Source organism: Pseudomonas sp. 02C 26 (genome assembly GCF_002843585.1).
GTDB classification, from domain to species: domain Bacteria; phylum Pseudomonadota; class Gammaproteobacteria; order Pseudomonadales; family Pseudomonadaceae; genus Aquipseudomonas; species Aquipseudomonas shirazensis.
Genome location: NZ_CP025262.1, coordinates 3,063,533 through 3,082,848 on the forward strand (window position 1 = coordinate 3,063,533; position 19,316 = coordinate 3,082,848).

General features: G+C 57.0%; 16 protein-coding genes. 6 read left to right on the top strand and 10 right to left on the bottom strand.

Annotation, left to right across the window (positions count from 1 at the left end; genetic code table 11):
- The first annotated feature begins 3 nt into the window (after positions 1–3).
- Both CXQ80_RS13930 and CXQ80_RS13935 read left to right on the top strand, forming a co-directional pair.
- Complete coding sequence (locus tag CXQ80_RS13930) at positions 4–1,377, top strand: aspartate aminotransferase family protein (RefSeq protein WP_101323054.1); 1,374 nt, start codon at positions 4–6, stop codon at positions 1,375–1,377.
- A gap of 272 nt (positions 1,378–1,649) precedes the next feature.
- A complete protein-coding gene (locus CXQ80_RS13935) occupies positions 1,650–3,044 on the top strand; it encodes a sodium:solute symporter (RefSeq protein ID WP_101320440.1) in 1,395 nt (464 codons plus the stop codon).
- On the opposite strand, the gene CXQ80_RS13940 is transcribed toward CXQ80_RS13935, so the two are convergent.
- From CXQ80_RS13940 to CXQ80_RS13955, 4 genes are all read right to left on the bottom strand, one after another.
- Entirely contained in the window at positions 3,030–3,638 is a 609-nt protein-coding gene (locus tag CXQ80_RS13940) for a TetR/AcrR family transcriptional regulator (RefSeq protein ID WP_101320442.1), read from the bottom strand. The two genes, CXQ80_RS13935 and CXQ80_RS13940, sit on opposite strands and share 15 nt — an antisense overlap.
- Before the next feature lie 100 nt (positions 3,639–3,738).
- Entirely contained in the window at positions 3,739–4,749 is a 1,011-nt protein-coding gene (locus CXQ80_RS13945; RefSeq protein WP_101320444.1) for an AraC family transcriptional regulator, read from the bottom strand.
- Positions 4,750–5,118: 369 nt separating this feature from the next.
- Complete coding sequence (locus tag CXQ80_RS13950) at positions 5,119–5,850, bottom strand: TorF family putative porin (RefSeq protein WP_101320446.1); 732 nt, start codon at positions 5,848–5,850, stop codon at positions 5,119–5,121.
- A gap of 341 nt (positions 5,851–6,191) precedes the next feature.
- Entirely contained in the window at positions 6,192–7,079 is an 888-nt protein-coding gene (locus CXQ80_RS13955) for a LysR family transcriptional regulator (RefSeq protein WP_101320448.1), read from the bottom strand.
- Between the two features lie 222 nt (positions 7,080–7,301).
- Here CXQ80_RS13955 and CXQ80_RS13960 point away from each other — a divergent pair, with 222 nt between their 5' ends.
- From CXQ80_RS13960 to CXQ80_RS13975, 4 genes are all read left to right on the top strand, one after another.
- Positions 7,302–8,507 carry a CaiB/BaiF CoA-transferase family protein gene (locus CXQ80_RS13960; RefSeq protein ID WP_101320450.1) on the top strand — a complete coding sequence of 402 codons (1,206 nt, stop codon included), beginning with the start codon at positions 7,302–7,304 and terminating at the stop codon, positions 8,505–8,507.
- Positions 8,504–9,331 (top strand): CoA ester lyase, encoded by an 828-nt coding sequence (locus CXQ80_RS13965; protein ID WP_101320452.1) that lies wholly within the window; start codon positions 8,504–8,506, stop codon positions 9,329–9,331. Before CXQ80_RS13960 ends, CXQ80_RS13965 begins: the two co-directional genes overlap by 4 nt.
- An 82-nt stretch (positions 9,332–9,413) precedes the next feature.
- Positions 9,414–11,780 (top strand): phosphoenolpyruvate synthase, encoded by a 2,367-nt coding sequence (gene ppsA / locus CXQ80_RS13970; RefSeq protein WP_101320454.1) that lies wholly within the window; start codon positions 9,414–9,416, stop codon positions 11,778–11,780.
- 69 nt (positions 11,781–11,849) lie between these two features.
- A complete protein-coding gene (locus tag CXQ80_RS13975) occupies positions 11,850–13,367 on the top strand; it encodes a fumarate hydratase (RefSeq protein WP_101320456.1) in 1,518 nt (505 codons plus the stop codon).
- Positions 13,368–13,687: 320 nt separating this feature from the next.
- On the opposite strand, the gene CXQ80_RS13980 is transcribed toward CXQ80_RS13975, so the two are convergent.
- From CXQ80_RS13980 to CXQ80_RS14005, 6 genes are all read right to left on the bottom strand, one after another.
- Positions 13,688–14,257, bottom strand: a complete 570-nt coding sequence (locus tag CXQ80_RS13980; RefSeq protein WP_101320458.1) for a hypothetical protein — start codon at positions 14,255–14,257, stop codon at positions 13,688–13,690.
- Entirely contained in the window at positions 14,254–14,976 is a 723-nt protein-coding gene (locus tag CXQ80_RS13985; RefSeq protein ID WP_157831753.1) for an SDR family NAD(P)-dependent oxidoreductase, read from the bottom strand. The genes CXQ80_RS13980 and CXQ80_RS13985 overlap by 4 nt, the downstream gene beginning before the upstream one ends.
- 153 nt (positions 14,977–15,129) lie before the next feature.
- Positions 15,130–15,531, bottom strand: coding sequence for a nuclear transport factor 2 family protein (locus CXQ80_RS13990; protein WP_101320462.1), 402 nt, complete (start codon positions 15,529–15,531; stop codon positions 15,130–15,132).
- A 97-nt stretch (positions 15,532–15,628) separates the two neighbouring features.
- Positions 15,629–16,936: a 4-aminobutyrate--2-oxoglutarate transaminase gene (gene gabT / locus CXQ80_RS13995; protein ID WP_101323055.1), complete on the bottom strand. Its 1,308-nt coding sequence runs from the start codon at positions 16,934–16,936 to the stop codon at positions 15,629–15,631.
- Between the two features lie 232 nt (positions 16,937–17,168).
- Positions 17,169–17,942 carry an MBL fold metallo-hydrolase gene (locus CXQ80_RS14000; protein ID WP_157831754.1) on the bottom strand — a complete coding sequence of 258 codons (774 nt, stop codon included), beginning with the start codon at positions 17,940–17,942 and terminating at the stop codon, positions 17,169–17,171.
- 213 nt (positions 17,943–18,155) lie between these two features.
- Entirely contained in the window at positions 18,156–19,313 is a 1,158-nt protein-coding gene (locus CXQ80_RS14005; RefSeq protein ID WP_101320466.1) for an alkene reductase, read from the bottom strand.
- Between the last annotated feature and the right edge of the window lie 3 nt (positions 19,314–19,316).

The following is a 19,316-nucleotide window of genomic DNA, read 5'->3' on the forward strand; positions in this document are numbered from 1 at the left end:
ACCATGAACAATAAAACTTGCGCACTTGCCAATGTAGATGTGGACAGCGTTCTGCACCCTTACACTGATGCTCGCCAGCATCAGCAGCTGGGGCCGCTGATGATCGAGCGTGGTGAAGGCATCTACGTTTACGATACTGATGGGAAGGAATATATCGAGGCGATGTCTGGCCTCTGGAGCGTGGCCCTCGGCTTCAGTGAGGAGCGCCTGGTCAAAGCAGCGGAGACTCAACTGCGTACCTTGCCGTTCTACCACATCTTCAATCACAAGGCGCATGCACCGAGTACCAAGCTTGCCCGGAAACTGTTGGATCTAGCACCGGTGCCGATGAGTAAGGTGTTCTTTACCAATTCCGGGTCTGAAGCTAACGACACCATCGTCAAGCTTATCTGGTACCGCAACAATGCCCTGGGCAAGCCGCAGAAGAAAAAACTGATCAGTCGGTTGAATGCGTACCATGGCGTTACCGTGATGAGCGCGAGCCTGACCGGCCTCCCCAACAACCATCGCGGGTTTGACCTGCCACTCCCGCAAGTTTTGCACGTCAGCTGCCCTCACTACTACCGGTACGGCAATCCTGGCGAGACGCAAGAGCAGTATGCCGACCGCCTGGCACAGGAGCTGGAAGCGCTGATCCTCACAGAAGGCCCCGACACCATCGCGGCCTTCTTTGGCGAACCGTTGATGGGCGCCGGTGGCGTGCTCGTCCCTCCTCGGACGTACTGGCAGAAAATTCAGGCGGTCTGCCGCAAGTACGACATCTTGCTGATTGCCGACGAAGTCATCTGCGGCTTCGGTCGGACTGGCGCGATGTTCGGCTGCGACACCTTCGACATCTACCCCGATGCGATGCTGCTCTCCAAGCAACTGTCCTCCAGTTACCAGCCCATTGCAGCGGTACTGATCAATGAGAAGATCTACGAACCCATCGCTGATCAGTCCCACCAGATCGGAACACTGGGCCACGGCCTGACAGCAACGGGTCATCCAGTGGCCGCAGCCGTATCGCTGGAGAACATCCGGATCATTCAAGAGGATAATCTAGTAGGCCGGGCAGCCGACCTGGGGGCGCTCTTGATGGAGAAGCTCAGCTGCTTTAGCGACCATCCACTCGTAGGAGAAGTCCGCGGCCAGGGCCTGATCTCGGCAGTGGAACTGGTCGCCGACAAAGCCACCAAGGCTCGCTTTTCAATGCCCGGAAAAGTCGGCAGCTACCTTGCACAACGCGCTCAGCACCACGGAATCATCACCCGCAATATTGGTGATGCAATCGCATTCTGCCCCCCATTGATTACAACCGAAGCCGAGATTCAGAAGATAGTTGACCGGTTTCAGTGGGCCCTGAGCGACACAGAGCGCTGGTACTGCTCGAAATAGATCTGACGCTTTCCACTAGTTACGCGCTTTGCCCCGCATATGCGGGGCTTTTTTTGTCGTTCACCCACTTGGCCGGTAAGGTAATTATCTGACCGCTAGCGCTCTATACCTGTGATCCGCTTGGCAGCAGAATCCGACTGCACGCTTATGGCGTGAAGCTGCAGCGGGTTCCTTCAAATATATAAGGAACTCAGCGAGGGGCGGTGCTACTCGTACAGCAAGAACTAGCACCCGAACCAGATTCGCCACTTAAAATAACAAAGGTATAGCGTATGAGCCTCGATGTTGCAGCCATTGCAATTTACGGTCTGGGCATGTTGTTACTAGGCTGGTATGGCATGCGAAGAGCAACCAGCACTGAGGACTATCTCGTTGCAGGCAGAAATCTCGGCCCCAGCATGTACATGGGCACGATGGCAGCAACGGTTCTGGGTGGCGCCTCAACGATAGGTACCATTCGGTTAGGCTATGAATATGGCATTGCTGGACTGTGGATCTGTGCGGCGATGGGGTTCGGTATCCTGGTGCTCAATTTTGCACTCGCCAAACATCTGCTCAACCTGAAACTCATGACCGTGAACCAGGTGCTCGAAAAAAGATTCAACCGTTTCGCCCGCCGCGCCAGCGCAATCATTATGTTCTCCTACGCGATGATGATCTGCGTGGTGTCGTTCCTCGCCATCGGCACCGTGGCGCAAGTCATATTCGAACTGCCGGGATGGGTCGCTATCCTGGTGGGCAGCCTGATTGTCATCATCTATTCAACCCTGGGCGGCATGTGGTCACTGACGTTGACTGACATGATTCAATTCCTGATCAAGACCATTGGTTTGATCTTCGTACTGTTGCCGGTCTGTTTGATGAAGGCGGGTAACTGGGAAGGGCTTCAAGCCAAACTTCCCGAAACGTATTTCAGCCTGTCCAGCCTTGGCTGGGAGAAGATCACCACCTACTTTATCATCTACTTTTTCGGCATCTTGATCGGCCAGGATATCTGGCAGCGGGTGTTCACCGCGCGTTCCGTGAACGTCGCCAAATATGCAGGCATGATGGCCGGGCTGTACTGCTTCGTTTACGGCCTGGCCGGCGCTGTCATCGGGATGTGTGCAAAGGTTCTGTTCCCAGATATTGCGAATACCAGCACGGTCTTCGCTACCGCAGTCGAACACACGTTGCCGGCAGGTTTGCGAGGCCTGGTCATCGCTGCGGCGCTATCCGCCATGATGTCCACAGCAAGCGCGGGCTTATTGGCATCCTCGACCCTGCTCACCGAGGATCTGTTGCCCAAGCTAAAAGCACGCGGCAGAGACTCGCTGATGATCAGCAAGGCCATGACCCTTGCCGTAGGCTCAATTGCCTGCGCGGTCGCGCTGTGCGTAACGGATGTCCTCGACGCATTGACGATTGCCTACAACTTCCTGGTCGGCGGAATGCTGATTCCGTTGATAGCCGCGATTTACTGGAAACGCGCCACTACGCCTGGCGCGGTGAGCAGCATGCTGTCCGGTTTCGTGACCGTAATGCTGGTGATGTGGTGGGATGGGGTAGACTCCAACAGTGCTATTTATTGGAGCCTGGCGGTCAGCGGAGTGAGCATGGTGTTGATCAGTTTAGCCACATCAAAACCGCAACTCGCACGACCTGAGGGGGACTTAGCTCGCCGCTAGGTTGGGCGAGAGCAACCGGCTCATTGCAGCAGTCACTAGCCACTGACTGCGATGAGCGGGAAAGCGATCGGGGTCTAGCAAGAACGAGACAAGCAGACCGTCGGTGACGGCAACGATAAAATCAATTTCATCCTCCACGCCCCCTTGAATATGGAATTCACCGGTATTCAGACCTTCGCCAATGTAATCGCGAAGGTGGCACCTGAAGTTCGCATACACATCCTGAAACTTCCGCCGCAGCTTCTCGTCCTGACGCGCGGCAGCCCAAAACGACACCGAGATGACGGCATCATGCTCATCGCTGACTTGCGGCGTGAGTTCTTCAATCACCGCCCGCACCTTGTCCTGGGCTGTTTGGTATTCTCCGACCCGGTTCTCGATGCGCGCGAACGCGTGTTTCGAGATCTCGTCAAAGGCAAAGTTTATGAGTTCTTCTTTACTATTGAAATAATGGGCTAATGTCCCGCTGCTGAATCCACCCTCCCTGGCAATCCCGCGAATCGTGACATTGGCTAACCCTTCTTTTCCGATTGAACGAATAACGGCACGGGTGATTTCCGACTTTCGTAACTCATGATCAACTATTTTAGGCATCGTAGTTATTAACCCTACAAAAAGTATGACTCTTTGAAGATAAGAATGACGGCTCAGATCTTGAAAATCAACGACTTTCAGCGATGCCGCTGATCGTTGCTCACGCCTTGTATGCGCCTGGCGCCAGACCGCTCCAGCGTTGGAAGGCGCGTCGGAAGCCTGCCCCATCGCAGAAGCCCAAGCGCTCGGCAATCTGGTCGGTATGCAGCTTGCCCTCCTTGAGCATCAGCTTGGCTTTCTCAAATCGCACCTCATCGAGAATCTGTCGATAACTCGTTTTGAACACCCCGAGCTGCCGGCGTAGGGTGCGTGCTGAGCAATGCATGTGGTGGGCGACCTCTTCCAGGGGCCGTGGATTTTGCAGATCCTTCTCTAGAATCACCTTAACTTTGTGGAGCCATTCCCTTTCCGCCGCGTACTCTCGATTTTGCCGACGACAGGCATCTGTCACTTCTAAGTGAGAAACGGCATCGCGCAGAGGGAGCAGCTCGTCTAATAGAGCAGCATCAAAAACCATCATATTGCGAGGCTGATGATAGACAACGGTGCATCCGAGCGCGTGCTCACAGCGAGTGGCATGACTGGAGAGCACAGCTCCTTCAAAGGTGACTTCAGCAAGCGGCAAGTCACGCCCCAGGATATCGCTACAACTCCGTGTGAATGAAGAGACCGCCAGTTCCGCATACGCCGTCTTAAGATCCGTCGCGCCAGAATATCCGCTAAAGACCAGCCTGGCCTTCCCTTCATACTCCTCCAGGCTTAGGTTAAAGCCATTGGCGATGAGCGCAGGAAATTCAGCGGCCACCGACAACGCATCGCGCAGTGTGTTGGCCGTCAGCAGTGCATAGCCCAGCAGACCATAGACAGACACTCGGGCATTTAAGCCGATTTCCAACGTTATGTTGCGCTCTGGGAACATCGCATTCACATTGCGATAGACAACATATTCATCAACGATCTTAATTTTTCGGCTGAGGTCTGACAGCATGCCCGCTGTGATTTCGCTGCCCTCCAGCGCGGTCAATGGATCTCGACCGGCCGCCCGCACCTGAGCGAGTAGTTGCCCGGTATGATGTAGCGATGTGAGCGAACAGCTTTTCCAACCACTCATGAGCACACCCCAATAGTTACCTTCAACCGTAGTTACAGCACAGGCCCATCACCGCCTCAGGCAGAGATTGTGGCGGCGCGCGGGCTTCGCTAGCCAGCAGCCGTAGCCGCACGTGCTGCAAAAAGGTAGACCAGAGTGGTGAAAATTTCTCGGCGTTTCATGGGTTTGGCCTTCTTAGGATTGTTGTAAGGTTGCAAAACCGAGGAGCTGCACGACTCAAATATGAACATCACTAAGCCTGCCCATCCTTTTTAACACGACTGTCGTCTTAACAAAAGCCACGCGACGAACGGTTCAACTCAGTTGCCCCTACCCTCCGGGCAAAAAAAACCAGGCGTGAGCCTGGCAAATAGGTGAGTACGTGTACTGCTAGAAGCTTTTGCTAACGCCTACGACCAAGCGGGCTGAGCAAGACTCTTTGTCCCCTTGGAACCCGAGGCATTCTGTTTCCGACAGGTTGGTGTCGACGTAGCTGGCAGACCAGTCGAGCGATAGCCAATTTTTGCTCAGCTTAACCTCCCACTCTCGGTACGAGTCTTTGCTCGCACCCGTCGAGGAGAAGAAGGACGGGTCTTTATAGTCGGCGACACCGTATCTGAAATCCAATCCGAGCCCGTACGGGAGATCCTTGATTCCGTAACCCACATAGTTATAGATAAACGACTGATCACCATAGTAATCGTTCGAATAGTAGCTACCCAGTTTGAAACCATAAGCACTGAGGACTGCGTACGCCTCGCCAGCGTTGAGAATAGTCCCCTTGGGGAAGGTGTACTTGATGTACCCTACATCGAGACCGACCTGGTCGGAAAACTGATGAGCGAAGCCTGCAAAATAGTCTGCCTCGTAGCGGGCGTCGATACCTTCATTATCAACATTGGAACTCCAAACACCGGCATACAGTCCGCTGGAATGCACCAACGTCGCAGTCGCTTGAACGGCCGGCTTACGCTGGGTGTACGAGATACCCCGCATGGAGTATTCGGAGAACGCCCCGACTGAACCGATCAATTCCAAACTGTCATTCAGCGTTACAGCGTGTGCTAACGTACAGTGAGTAAATACTGCGCCCACGACAGCACTCAACAGCGTTTTTTTCATGATCATTCTCAATTTGTTTTTATGGCAGATCAGTGAAGCGCGATGCTTGTCTTACGTCAGACTTGCCCACCGATAAAATCGGAGCGGACATAGGAGTAAGCAATAATGCGCAAGGCGAGAAGATATAAAGTGGCAAACATAGAGCACCTATTATTATTAGATCGATCACCTAGGCTCGAGTGGCGAGGATGCCTTTAGCTAAATTCTCCGCCAACGATTTTTTCAGGGATATAGCCTAGGTGGCCAAAAATGATCCTCAAGGGTCATCATGGCGCTCGAGTACTCTTAGCCATGCAAGGCATAGATGGGCGCACTCGCCATAGTAGGGCGCGTGGCCGCCCTTAACCCGCCGGTCTCAGGATGCTAATCAAGGCCTTCACGCAACCAGGCAAGGCGTCGAATTCGCGAACCACAATGCTCCGCTCTCTGACTGCCCACGCTTCATCCAGCTGCCTGACACTGATGCTCAGCATTTGCTGATGGCGTAGCGCCGCTGATTCCGGGATCACGCCCACGCCGACACCCGCCTCGACCATTCGACAAACGGATTCGAAGCTAGACACCTGGATTCTCCAAGCCAGAGTATGGCCTACATGCCTTGCTTGCTCCCTCAAGAACTCGTGAAGCGTACTGCCCGCCTGCAGGCCGATCTGCGGGTACCTGATGACCTCTTCGAATCTGACGGCTTTTTCTGCTTCGAGCGAATGCCCTAACGGCAATACCAGTACCAGCCGATCAGTGCTGAAATGCATGATTTCCAGGTCTTTTGCTGACACAGGCCCAGCGGTGATCCCCATGTCGGTTGAACCGTCGAGCACCGCCCTGACGATGTCCGGAGAGTGGCGTTCCTGGAGGTCTATGGTGACCCCTGGATAGGTAGCCAAGTAACCTGCGAGCACTTGCGGGAGGAACTCACTGACAGCGGTAGTGTTTGCGAAAATCCTGATATGGCCGGACACATCGGCACCATAATCATCAAACTCGGTCCGCAGGTATCCGAGCTGGCGCATGATCAACCGCGCATGTGTGAGCAGCCTGCGCCCCCCCTCAGTCAAACCCACTCCTCTACTGTCGCGGTACAGCAACTGGGTCTTGAGCTCGCTTTCCAAAGCCTTGATTCGAGCACTAGCAGCCGCTGGCGACATGAACGAGCGCCTAGCACCTTGTGTCAGGCTGGGCGCCTCCGCGATCTGGATGAAAAGCGCCAGATCCTTGAAGTCGATATTCATCAGGCACGCCTCGAGTGAACAAATCTGGCGTTAGGCTACACCGAACGCCCACTTAACAGAATACCGATTCCAAGAACGCTGCCGGGGGCTCATGCTCTGTCCAACACCTGAGGGAATCCATCTCCCTAGCGGTGGCCACCTCCTCCAACAACAAAGCTCCTCGGTCACTCGATCATCTTGGGTCGCGTAGACGTTGAGCCAGTGGCATTACGGAGTAAACCCGTGACCGACTTCAGCTCCTCTCCTCGCCCGCTCGACGGCATCACTGTTGTCAGCTTCGAGCATGCCATCGCAGCGCCCTTTTGCACCCGGCAGCTGGCAGACCTTGGCGCTCGCGTCATCAAGATCGAACGCCCGAATGTAGGGGATTTCGCTCGCGCGTATGACAACCGTGCAAATGGCCTGTCTTCCCACTTCGTATGGACAAACCGCTCGAAAGAAAGCCTGGCCCTGGATGCGAAAAAGCCGGGCGCGGACGCGATCGTCGAGGGCTTGTTGGCCAAGGCCGACGTACTGGTACAAAATTTGGCACCCGGCGCTGCCGCCCGCATGGGCCTCTCTTTCGAGGCTCTGCATGAGCGCTTCCCGCAGCTGATCGTGTGCGACATTTCCGGTTATGGAGAGGGCGGCCCCTACGAGCAGAAGAAAGCCTACGATCTGCTCATTCAGAGCGAGGGTGGATTCCTATCGGTGACCGGCGGCGCGGGCGAAGAGGAAATCGCCAAGGCTGGTTGCTCGATCGCGGACATCGCAGCTGGCATGTATGCCTACACGGGCGTCTTGTCCGCACTGCACCTGCGAAACAAAACCGGCAAGGGTAGCCGCGTGGACGTGAGCATGCTGGAAAGTCTCGTCGAATGGATGGGCTTCCCCCTTTACTATTCATACGATGGTGCAAACCCACCACCGCGCGCCGGCGCTTCCCACGCCACTATCTATCCCTATGGCCCATTCCCGACCAGCCCTGGCGAGACGGTGATGCTTGGTCTGCAGAACGAACGTGAGTGGGCGTCTTTCTGCGAGAAGGTATTGCACAAGCCAGAACTACTGCAGGACGAACGATTCGATACCAATGCCAAGCGCTCCGGGAACCGTGAAGCCCTGCGAGCGATCATCATCGAGAAGTTCGCTGAGCTGGGTACCAAAGAAGTGGTTGCTCGCCTTGACGCAGCCCCGATTGCTAACGCTCAGGTCAACAATATGCATCAGGTGTGGGAACACCCACAGCTGCGTGCCCGTGAGCGATGGGTTGAGGTGGACTCGCCACAAGGCAAACTGCCCGCCCTCCTCCCACCAGGCGCTAACCGTGCCTATCAACCGCGGATGGACGCTATTCCATCGATTGGCCAGCACAATGAATCGATCCTGAAGGAACTGGGTTATTCGGCCTCTCAGATCGCCGAGCTGAAGGGAGTAGGTGCACTGTGAAGACGGATAAAAATCGCCTGATCCGTAGCGCCCTGTTTGTTCCCGGGAGCCGCCCTGAACGCTTTGCAAAGGCCCTGGCCAGCGGAGCAGACGTGGTCATCGTGGACTTCGAGGACGCTGTAGAGGAAGAGCTCAAAGCACAAGCCCGGGACAACCTGGCTGCCTTTCTGAATGAACACCCGGCAGCCTGCGTAGTGGTTCGCGTCAACGCGGCTGACCATCACATGCACAGCGATGACGTCGAGTTCTGCGGACGCCATCAAGGCATTGCAGCAGTGCTTCTTCCCAAGGCCGAATCAGCTCAACAGGTACTCGTTGCGGCCGAATGCAAGAAGCCAATCTGGCCGTTGATCGAGAGCGCAGCCGGCTTGGCCAACCTGAGCGAAATCGCCGAGGTTTGGGCCGTCCAACGTCTCACCTTCGGTGCGCTCGACCTGGCGTTGGATTTGGGCGTCCGAGCCTCAAGCGCTGCCGCCTATCGCGTATTCGACCAGGTGCGGTATCAACTGCTGATCAACAGCACCTTGCACAAACTTCAGAAGCCTCTGGATACCGTGTTCCCGAACATTGCCGACTCAGAGGGACTCGCCTCCTTTGCGCAGGACGCTCGAGATCTCGGCTTCACCGGAATGCTGGCCATTCATCCAAGCCAAGTTGCGGTCATTAACGAAGTATTCACTCCGTCCGCGAGCGAAATCAGCTGGGCGAAGCGTGTTGTTGAAGCCGCTTCTGGAGCACCCGGCGCATTCCGACTGGAAGGCAAGATGATTGATGCCCCCGTGATCGCGGAAGCCGAACGCATCGTGGCTTTCTACGGGGCGTAAGCCCGACCCCTGATAACAAGTACAGATTCGAGCAGCATGCCTTACTTGGGCAGGCCGCTCGAAAGCGCGCGGAGTTTGAGCTGTGGCCGATTACGTAGTATCCCTTCAACGCCTGGGTCTTGATGACGTCGAACATGTCGGCGGCAAGAACGCTTCTCTGGGTGAGATGATCAGTAACCTCTCTGAGGTTGGTATATCGGTACCGGGTGGCTTTGCTACTACTGCCCAGGCATACCGCGATTTCCTGGATCAGAGCGGACTGAATCAACGCATTCACGAAGCGCTAGACAACCTGGACGTCGACGACGTCGTTGCGCTCGCTCGCACTGGAGCAATGATTCGCCAGTGGGTGATGGAAGCCGAGTTCCCTGCACAGCTTGATCAAGAAATTCGTGAGCACTTCGCCCAGCTCTCTGAAGGGAACGCGGACATTTCCGTCGCCGTGCGCTCATCTGCCACTGCCGAAGATCTCCCCGATGCGTCGTTCGCAGGGCAGCAGGAGACCTTCCTGAACATCCGTGGCGTAGACAACGTCATCCGCGCGGCGAAGGAGGTTTTCGCCTCTCTGTTCAACGACAGGGCTATCGCCTACCGCGTACATCAAGGCTTCGATCATAAGCTCGTTGCCCTATCTGCAGGCGTGCAACGCATGGTGCGTTCTGAGACGGGGGCAGCGGGCGTACTGTTCACGCTCGACACCGAATCAGGCTTTCGCGACGTTGTATTCATTACGTCCTCGTATGGCTTGGGTGAAACCGTCGTCCAAGGCGCAGTGAACCCCGACGAGTTCTACGTTCACAAGCCCACGCTCGAGGCCGGGCGCCCAGCGATCATCAGACGCAATCTGGGCAGCAAAGCGATCAAGATGGTTTACGGCGACCTCGGCCAAGCCGGCCGGTCTGTAAAAACTGTGGAGGTCGAGCAACGTGAGCGAGAGCGCTTCAGTCTGAACGACGTAGAAATCGCGGTACTGGCCAAGCAGGCGCTGCTCATCGAGAAGCACTACGGCCGCCCCATGGACATCGAATGGGCCAAAGACGGCGATAACGGCCAGTTGTACATCGTCCAGGCGCGCCCTGAGACGGTTAAAAGCCGGGCGAAAGTGAATGTCATCGAACGTTACCTGCTCAAGCAACGTGCCGCAGTGCTGGTGGAGGGGCGTGCCATCGGCCAACGTATCGGCTCGGGCCGTGTGCGGATCATCACTGACGTTGCAGAAATGGACAAAGTACAGCCCGGTGACGTGCTCGTGTCAGATATGACCGACCCAGACTGGGAGCCCGTGATGAAGCGTGCGAGCGCTATCGTCACCAACCGTGGAGGGCGTACTTGTCATGCCGCGATCATCGCTCGTGAGCTCGGAATTCCTGCCGTAGTGGGGTGTGGCGATGCCACTCATCGACTGCAGGACGGTCAGGCGGTAACCGTGTCCTGCGCAGAAGGCGACACCGGCTTCATTTTCGAGGGCGAACTACCGTTCGACATCAGGCAGAGCGCAGTGGATGACATGCCGTCCCTGCCCTTCCAGGTGATGATGAACGTCGGCAATCCCGACCGAGCATTCGACTTTGCTCAGTTGCCCAACGCAGGAATAGGCCTGGCGCGCCTGGAGTTCATCATCAACCGCATGATCGGTGTTCACCCGAAAGCACTGCTGGGTTTTGATGATCTTCCACTGGACATTCGAGCCACTGTCGCCAAACGCATTGCAGGCTACGCATCCCCAGTAGATTTTTACGTGGACAAGCTGGCGGAAGGCATCAGTACCCTCGCCGCTGCGTTCTCACCGAAAAAAGTGATTGTCCGCCTTTCGGATTTCAAATCGAACGAATACGCCAACCTTGTCGGGGGGGCGCTGTTCGAGCCGGAAGAAGAAAACCCGATGCTCGGCTTCCGTGGCGCCTCTCGCTACATCAGCGAATCATTCCGCGACTGCTTCGAGCTCGAATGCCGCGCCCTCAAACGCGTGCGCGAAGAAATGGGCTTTACCAACATCGAGGTGATGGTGCCGTTCGTGCGAACCCTCAGCGAAGCCCGCAAGGTTGTCGAGTTGCTTGCAACCAATGGCCTCGAGCGAGGCAAGGCAGGGCTAAAAGTCATCATGATGTGCGAGCTCCCCTCGAACGCCCTGTTGGCCGAAGAATTCCTCGAGCACTTCGACGGGTTCTCGATTGGCTCGAATGACCTGACTCAGCTGACCCTTGGCCTAGACCGCGATTCGGGCGTGATCGCCCACTTGTTTGATGAGCGCAACCCGGCAGTGACAAAGCTGCTCTCGCACGCAATCGCTGCGTGCAACAAGGCTGGCAAGTACATCGGCATTTGCGGCCAGGGGCCATCTGACCACCCGGACTTCGCACAGTGGTTGATGGATCAAGGTATCAGCAGTGTTTCGCTGAACCCTGATTCGGTGATGGACACGTGGATGTATCTCGCTTCACAGCGTTGAGTGATCCCGCCGCAGTGGTTTCAGCCGGCCGATCCCGCCGGCGGAGCTGAAGATTCGACAGGAGTGGTTATGAGTACAATTAGTCAGCACGACGTGATTCAGAGCGTTGCAGATGCTCTGCAGTACGTCTCTTACTACCACCCCAGCGACTTCATCCAAGCGATGCATGCGGCATACCTGCGTGAGCAAGCGCCTGCGGCCAGAGATGCGATCGCGCAGATCCTGATCAACTCGAGGATGTGTGCAACCGGGCATCGCCCCCTCTGTCAGGACACCGGCATCGTCACCGTCTTCGTCAAGATCGGCATGGGCGTAAAGTGGGAAGATCCAACGATGAGCCTGGACGAGATGATCAACGAAGGTGTGCGTCGAGCCTACGCTCACCCAGACAATGTGCTTCGAGCCTCCATTGTGTCCGACCCGGCCGGCAAACGCCCTAACACCCAGGACAACACCCCAGCCATCATCCATTACTCCGTGGTGCCAGGCTCTGAGCTATCGATTGATATCGCAGCCAAGGGCGGTGGTTCGGAAAACAAGGCCAAGATGGTCATGCTCAATCCTTCCGACTCCATCGTGGACTGGGTGATGAAAGTAGTCCCAACCATGGGCGCGGGCTGGTGTCCTCCAGGGATGCTGGGGATTGGCATCGGTGGTACCGCAGAAAAAGCTGCTGTCATGGCGAAGGAGTCGTTGATGGACTCCATCGACATCCATGAACTCATTGAGCGTGGTCCTTGCAATCGGGTTGAAGAGCTCAGACTCGAGCTTTACCGCAAGGTCAACCAACTGGGTATTGGCGCTCAGGGACTCGGCGGGCTGACCACTGTGCTCGATGTGAAGATCAAGGATTATCCGACTCACGCAGCGTCATTGCCGATCTGCATCATCCCGAACTGCGCGGCGACACGCCACGTTCACTTCACACTCGATGGATCGGGCCCAGCTGTTTTGCAGGCACCCAACCTCGACGACTACCCGGACATCGCCTGGGAGACAGGTGAAGGTGTGCGCCGTGTGAATCTGAACACTGTGACGCCGGAAGAGGTACGCACCTGGAAGCCAGGCGAGACCATCTTGCTGAGCGGCAAGCTTCTGACTGGACGAGATGCAGCACACAAGCGGATGGTCGAGATGCTCGACAAAGGTGAGCCGCTCCCCGTCGATCTTAGAGGCCGTTTCATTTACTACGTTGGGCCAGTGGACCCCGTTCGAGATGAGGTCGTTGGCCCTGCCGGCCCTACGACCTCGACCAGAATGGACAAATTCACGCCGCGTGTTTTGGCAGAAACGGGATTGCTTGGAATGATCGGCAAATCTGAACGTGGCCCCGTCGCAATCGAAGCGATCAGAGAACATGGCTCGGTGTACCTGATGGCCGTCGGCGGCGCTGCTTACCTGGTCTCCCAGGCCATAACCCAATCACGCGTCGTCGCGTTCGAAGATCTCGCAATGGAGGCCATCTATGAATTTGAACTCAAAGACATGCCTACCACCGTGGCGGTCGATGCTTTAGGCGAGTCTGTCCATGATACCGGGCCCCAGCAATGGGCCCCCGTTAGTAACCTGATGTGGGCTGGTAGTTAGGCAACATGCAATTTCCGCTTCGGGGCGCCTGGATGTCCAAGCCTAAAGTCGCTGACATCGAGTCACCTGGAGCCACAGAGTCCAGCTCAGTTGTGCGTCCAACGTACCTCTGGGTTTGATCAGCGGTAGGAATGCGGCTCACGAGGCCAAACTCATGCAACTGATCGGACAGGTGCTGTTCTGACGGCTTTCAGCACCTTGAAGCCACCACCCCACGCAGGTGGTGGCTTTCTTTTTAGCGCTCTACTTCGCTTGTAGCGTCAGCGTTGTGAGCCCTTGACCGGACGCCCACCTTCAGGCGCCCGGGTAAGCCCGGCGTGTTACCAGCTACCCCAGCCGGTGATGGAGGTGCTGCTTGCAGGTTGCAGCACCTGACCGACTACGCCCTCTGCAGCTCTGGAGGCGAGCAGGTCGAGGCAGGCGCGAATGTCGCGCTCGTGTGGTTGTCGTGCCAGATCAACAGCCAGGCCGTTGATGCCGATGTGATGGGGGGCAAAATCCAGGCACAGTGCTTTGACCATTCCAGTGCAGCCGCCGGCAAGCGCATGCCGAATGGTCGCACCGCGGTCATCCTCGGCCCAGACCAGGGTAATGCGCCCACGCGCCGGATGCATCCGGGCCGCCGCGCTCTGTGCCGCTCTCAGCACCTTGCCCAGCTTGGCCGTTACCGCGCTGTTCCAGTCGGCGACCGGGGTGTCCAGTAGCGACCCCTCGGCCTCCGATCCGACCATGATGATCACCGAGGTCCAGCCGGGGAAGGCGCGGTTCTCCGGTTCGGCGTTGAAATCGTCAAGGGTCTGAATCTGACCCAGCCCTGAGCTTGGTAGCCACGGGAAGCACTCACTCGCCTGAGGGTCAACCAGAAGTATATTTTGGGAAGATTGGGTCATCGCGCCTGGCCTGCATTGGGGGAAAGGATTTGTCCGCTGAATCCGAGGGTGGGATCGCAAAGCAGCGCCACCGCCGCGCCAATTTCGGCCGGATCAATCAGGCGCGGCATCGGCAGGGAGGTCAGCTTTTCCGGCGTGCGCCAGATCGAATCGGGCGGCAGAATGGCAGTATCGGTTGCACCGGGAGCAACCGAGTTGATCCGGATGCCGCGTGAATGGGTTTCGCGAGCAAGCCCACGCATCATGCCCAGAACCGCACCTTTTGCCGTGACATAACAGGCATCATCCGGGTTGCCATTCAGGGCAAGGTCGGTGGTGATGAAGACGATGTTGCCTTGACCTCTTTTCAGCATGGCTGGCAGAACCGCCTTGGCGAAGTTTGTGCTGCCGGCCAGGTGAACGGCGGCCAGCTTCTCCCAAACGCTCTGATCATGCTGGAAGGGCGTGGTCCCCTGCCAGAAACCGGCTGCAGTCACCACAGCGGCAATCGCGCCGATCTCGGCTTCCACTTGCTCGCAGACAGCCGATACGGCTGCGCAATCGCTAACATCGCATTGGAAGGTCTGAAATTCGGCGCTTGTGCGCAGGTCTATGCCGACAACCCGCCATCCCTCACGTTCCAAAAGGTGGCCCACGGCATTGCCGATGCCGCTGGATATGCCCGTGACGATGACGACGGGTTTGTCGCCCTGTGGTTTTTGTGTACTTATGCTGTGCATGGTCTGGGATCCCTTGTCAGTTTGAATCATGCAAGGTGAAAGCCCGGGCGCCGACGCCCGGGCAGATATTCATCGATGATAGTTTCAGTACCACTTAACTTCGCCAACGACGAGCGATTGCATCATGACTCTGCTCGTAGTGGCGTGGCTGGATCAGGCCAGCTCGGCTTTCGACAAATGCTCGTGTACGGCAAGCCAGCGTCCATCGGGCTGCTGCCGGAACAGTATGGTCTCGCGTTCAAACCGTGTGTTCAGCGTGCCGTCATAAACGATGTCCGTCTCAACATCGTGGAGAAACACGGCAACGTCGGGCGTAACGAATTGCACGATCTGGTTCAGAGAGCGGCAACCCTTCACGGCGAAGTCGTGATCGTCTTCCCAGCGTTTCCATTCTTTGCGATAGGCGTTCAGGTCGCGCAGCGGCTTATCCTCGTAATAGAAGATAAAACTCGCATCTTCCGAGAAGCCCGCAAAATAGGCCGCAGTGTCATGGGCGCCAAAGACGCTGATAAGTGCTTTTGCCGCGTCAAGCACGGCTGCAGTGCTTTCAGTCATGCCATGTTCTCCATACGTTGAGTACCTCTTGTTTTCGATTCAGCGCGGTGGCCTGCCTCCACCAACCCAAAAGTGTTTTCGGCCCGCCTGGAAGTGCTCACGCCCCTGACAGCTCGCTTTGCGCCATGCGCAGCGCCTGGGTCAGAATTGCCAGGGCTTCGGCAAACACCTCATCTTCGATGGTCAGCGGGTAAAGGAAGCGGATTGCACTGCCCGCCTGACCACAGGTCAGCAGGATCAGGCCAAGATCCAGTGCGTGTTTCTGAACCGCTTTGGCGAAGTCGGCATTCGGCTTTTGGCCCGCCGGGGTCGTGCTGCGGAAGTCCGCTGCGATCATGCTGCCCAGCCCGCGCACTTCTGCCAGCTCCGGCAGATTTTCGATTCCGTGAAGATGGGTGCGAAGGCGTTCGCCCAGCAGGGCAGACCGCTCCAGCAGGCCCTCGCCTTCTATCACATCGATGACCGCATTCGCGGCGGCGATGCTGACCGGGTTGCCCGCATAGGTGCCACCCAAGCCTCCCGGAACGGGCGCATCCATCAGCGCTGCCCGACCGACCACCGCGGCTAGCGGGAAGCCGCCGGCAAGGCTTTTGGCCATGGTCATCAGATCGGGTTCGACCCCGGCATGTTCGACGGCAAACCACTTACCGGTCCGGGCAAAACCAGACTGAATTTCATCGGCAATCAGCAGGATGCCATGGGCATCGCACAGTGCGCGCAGCGCCTGCATGAAGGCAGGGCTGGCAACATTGAAGCCGCCTTCGCCCTGCACCGGCTCGATGATGATCGCAGCCACGCGATTGGCCGGAACATCATACGAGAACAAATCCTCGATGGCGGCGATGGAGGCCTCGGCCGTCACGCTGCCGGTCGGGAAAGGCACGTGGTAGACCTCGGCAGGAAAGGGGCCGAAGCCGTCCTTATAGGGGGCAACCTTGGCGGTCAACGCCATGCCCAGAAGCGTGCGGCCGTGGAAAGCTGCGCCAAATGCTATCAGGGCGCTGCGTCCGGTGGCAGCCCGGGCGATCTTGACCGCGTTCTCGACCGCTTCGACGCCGGTGGTCACCAGCAGCGCTTTCTTCGCACCGCTGATGGGGGTACGTTCAACCAGCCGCTCCGCGAGCTGTACATAGCTTTCGTAGGGGGCGACGGTGTAGCAAGTGTGCGCAAACTGGGTCAGTTGCGCCTGCGCTGCTGCCTGCACATGGGGATGCAGATGCCCGGTGTTGAGAACACCGATGCCACCGGCAAAGTCGATCAGTCGGCGGCCTTCGACATCATGGATGACTGCGTTTTTAGCGCTGTGCACGAAACGTCCGGTGATCGTCGGGGCGCCTCTGGGCACGACGGCGCTGCGCCGGGCCTCCAGGCTGGCGTTGTCGCTGGCCTGGACGGTCTGGTGAATGCTGTTCAAGTCTTTATCATCCGTTTTGGGCCGGTGGATTTACCTGCTGATGGCCGCGCAGGCGTAGCCTCGTCCGCGCGTAGTGTATTAATGCAGGCAGAAGCACCGGCGGGTGGTTAATAATCTGTTTAATCAACTTTCAGCCGTTAACATCAGCAGCTTAGTGCCGACGTTATGGCCATACCACTAACAAAGTGCCCTATCAGCTATGCCGGTATTTCATAACAAGACGTCACGCGTTCAGGCGCATCAGAATAGTATCGATCCGCGCCACCATTGCGGGTCTGCTGAACGCGCTATGACGCCCCGGATAGACAACCGATACGGGTAACTCCTTCAAGCGCAACAGTGTGCGCAGCCAATGGTCCATTACACGCGACGCTCTGTTCTGAGTGCAAAGGTCTTCATATAACGCCGCCCCTGAAAACAAAACGCCGCTCTCCCTGTCCCACAGTCCAATTGATCCCGGCGTGTAACCCGGGAGATGAAGTACTTCAAAAGCTCGATCGCCCAGATCGACGACGTCGCCCTCCTCCAAAGTGCGGCTGACCTTGACCGAAGTCTGCGGCCAGGCGGAGCTGTCAATCCCCGCTAACGGCAGCGCAGCCGTAATAAACGCGCCGACATCGGCGGGCGTTGACTTATTACTCGGGACGACGAACTCAGGCGCGGCGTGCAGCAAAGTAACGTTCAATTCCGCCGATTCAGAGACGTCCATTTTATGCGCCCAACACGCGTTGAACTCCGGGTGACCGCCAATCTGTTCTCGGTGAGCATGGGTCGCGATGGTAGTGACCGGACTGCGGAACAAATGCCCGCAGCCCGCGCGCAAACTACTTAATCCAGAGCCACTGTCGACCAGCAGATCCCGCGATCGCCCTCTCACATGCCAGACGTTACGCTGCACCGCAACGCTGAGGTGAGGTTCTGTAATCAAGCTCAGCGCTGGATCTATCCGTTCGATCTCAAACCACCGGTTTGCCACCTTCGCAACGCGCTTGCTCATACACATCGCCTAGCCACAGCCCCGACATTTCGACAGGCCCTTCGATTAACTTAGAGCTCGCCTACTGCCCGCCCTAGACCTGCCCACCTTGAAACTTAGCGTTCACCGCCAGCGTGTAAAAGATCTTTTCCAAAGCCCTCATAAAACACCCAGCGGCCACGACATTTTTTATTGTTTTCATGCCGATTACCCATTTAACAAACGCGAGCGAATTCAACTTGGGCTGTACGCCGGGTAATCCACATACCCCTTGGCACCGCCACCGTAAAACGATTCGAGGTCAGGTTGAGCCAGCGGCCACTGATTTTTCAATCGGGCAGGCAGGTCCGGATTCGCAATAAAAGGAATGCCGAAAGCGAATAGCTCAGCTTGGCGTTTGCTCAGCATGGATGTCGCGAGGTCCAGCGTCAGCCCCCCACAAATCATCACGGGGCCGCTGAACCACGCACGGAATTGCTCGAGGAAGTCGGTCGGAATCAATCGGGTGAACTCACCACCCGCGTCCTCTGCCAAGTGACCGACCTTCTCTTGATTAAGGTGCCCAATGGACACAGGTTCGTCATTGAAGTGAACGTAGGAAATCCCCAAGGCTTCCAGGGCCTGCGCCAGCGCCAGGTAGGTCTCAGCGGTCTTGGGATCCTTCGGCATTCCGTTGAAGGTGCCAAACGGTGACAGACGCACACCGATACGGATGGAGCTGTCCTTGGATTTGATTGCCTTGATGGTCTGTACCAGCAGTTCAATTCGAGAATCCGCCGACTGGCCACCAAATCGACCAGTGCGGGTGTTAACCACGCTATTCTGGAACTGTTCGAACAGATAGCCGTTTGCAGCCAGGATCTCAACGCCGTCAAAGCCGGCCGCGACCGAGTTAACCGCCGCAACCGCAAACCGCTCGATTGTTGCTTCGATGTCCGCGTCGGACATTGACCGCGGAGGAGTAGCCCGCACTTTACCTGGACGCCCCTGTTCATCGCGGCCGAAGACGTAGATCTCGTTCATCGGCTCAGAGGTCGGCCCTACGGGCACCGAACCACTTGGGATAGTTGAAAGGTGTGCCACCCGCCCCACATGCCAGAGTTGGGCGAAAATTTTGCCGCCTGATGCGTGCACGGCATCTGCAACCAGTGCAGCGCCTTTCACCTGTTCTGCGGTGTATATGCCCGGGGTAAACAGGTAACCACGCCCGACTGGATCGACAACGAGGGCTTCAGAAACAATCAGCCCGCCTTGGGCACGCTGTGCATAGTATTCAGCGTTGAGCGGGGTGAGCACCCCATCCATGCCTACACGCGATCGGGTCATAGGGGCCATGACGATCTTGTTGGACAGCCGTAGGCCCTGCAGGTCAAACGTGTCGAAAAGAGACATGTT

Excerpts from the sequence above, each read along its gene's own strand:
- CXQ80_RS13930 (WP_101323054.1), top strand. The coding sequence starts at position 4 with ATGAACAATAAAACTTGCGCACTTGCCAATGTAGATGTGGACAGCGTT.
- CXQ80_RS13935 (WP_101320440.1), top strand. The coding sequence starts at position 1,650 with ATGAGCCTCGATGTTGCAGCCATTGCAATTTACGGTCTGGGCATGTTG.
- CXQ80_RS13940 (WP_101320442.1), bottom strand. The coding sequence starts at position 3,638 with ATGCCTAAAATAGTTGATCATGAGTTACGAAAGTCGGAAATCACCCGT.
- CXQ80_RS13945 (WP_101320444.1), bottom strand. The coding sequence starts at position 4,749 with ATGAGTGGTTGGAAAAGCTGTTCGCTCACATCGCTACATCATACCGGG.
- CXQ80_RS13950 (WP_101320446.1), bottom strand. The coding sequence starts at position 5,850 with ATGAAAAAAACGCTGTTGAGTGCTGTCGTGGGCGCAGTATTTACTCAC.
- CXQ80_RS13955 (WP_101320448.1), bottom strand. The coding sequence starts at position 7,079 with ATGAATATCGACTTCAAGGATCTGGCGCTTTTCATCCAGATCGCGGAG.
- CXQ80_RS13975 (WP_101320456.1), top strand. The coding sequence starts at position 11,850 with ATGAGTACAATTAGTCAGCACGACGTGATTCAGAGCGTTGCAGATGCT.
- CXQ80_RS13980 (WP_101320458.1), bottom strand. The coding sequence starts at position 14,257 with ATGACCCAATCTTCCCAAAATATACTTCTGGTTGACCCTCAGGCGAGT.
- CXQ80_RS13985 (WP_157831753.1), bottom strand. The coding sequence starts at position 14,976 with ATGCACAGCATAAGTACACAAAAACCACAGGGCGACAAACCCGTCGTC.
- CXQ80_RS13990 (WP_101320462.1), bottom strand. The coding sequence starts at position 15,531 with ATGACTGAAAGCACTGCAGCCGTGCTTGACGCGGCAAAAGCACTTATC.
- CXQ80_RS14000 (WP_157831754.1), bottom strand. The coding sequence starts at position 17,942 with ATGAGCAAGCGCGTTGCGAAGGTGGCAAACCGGTGGTTTGAGATCGAA.
- CXQ80_RS14005 (WP_101320466.1), bottom strand. The coding sequence starts at position 19,313 with ATGTCTCTTTTCGACACGTTTGACCTGCAGGGCCTACGGCTGTCCAAC.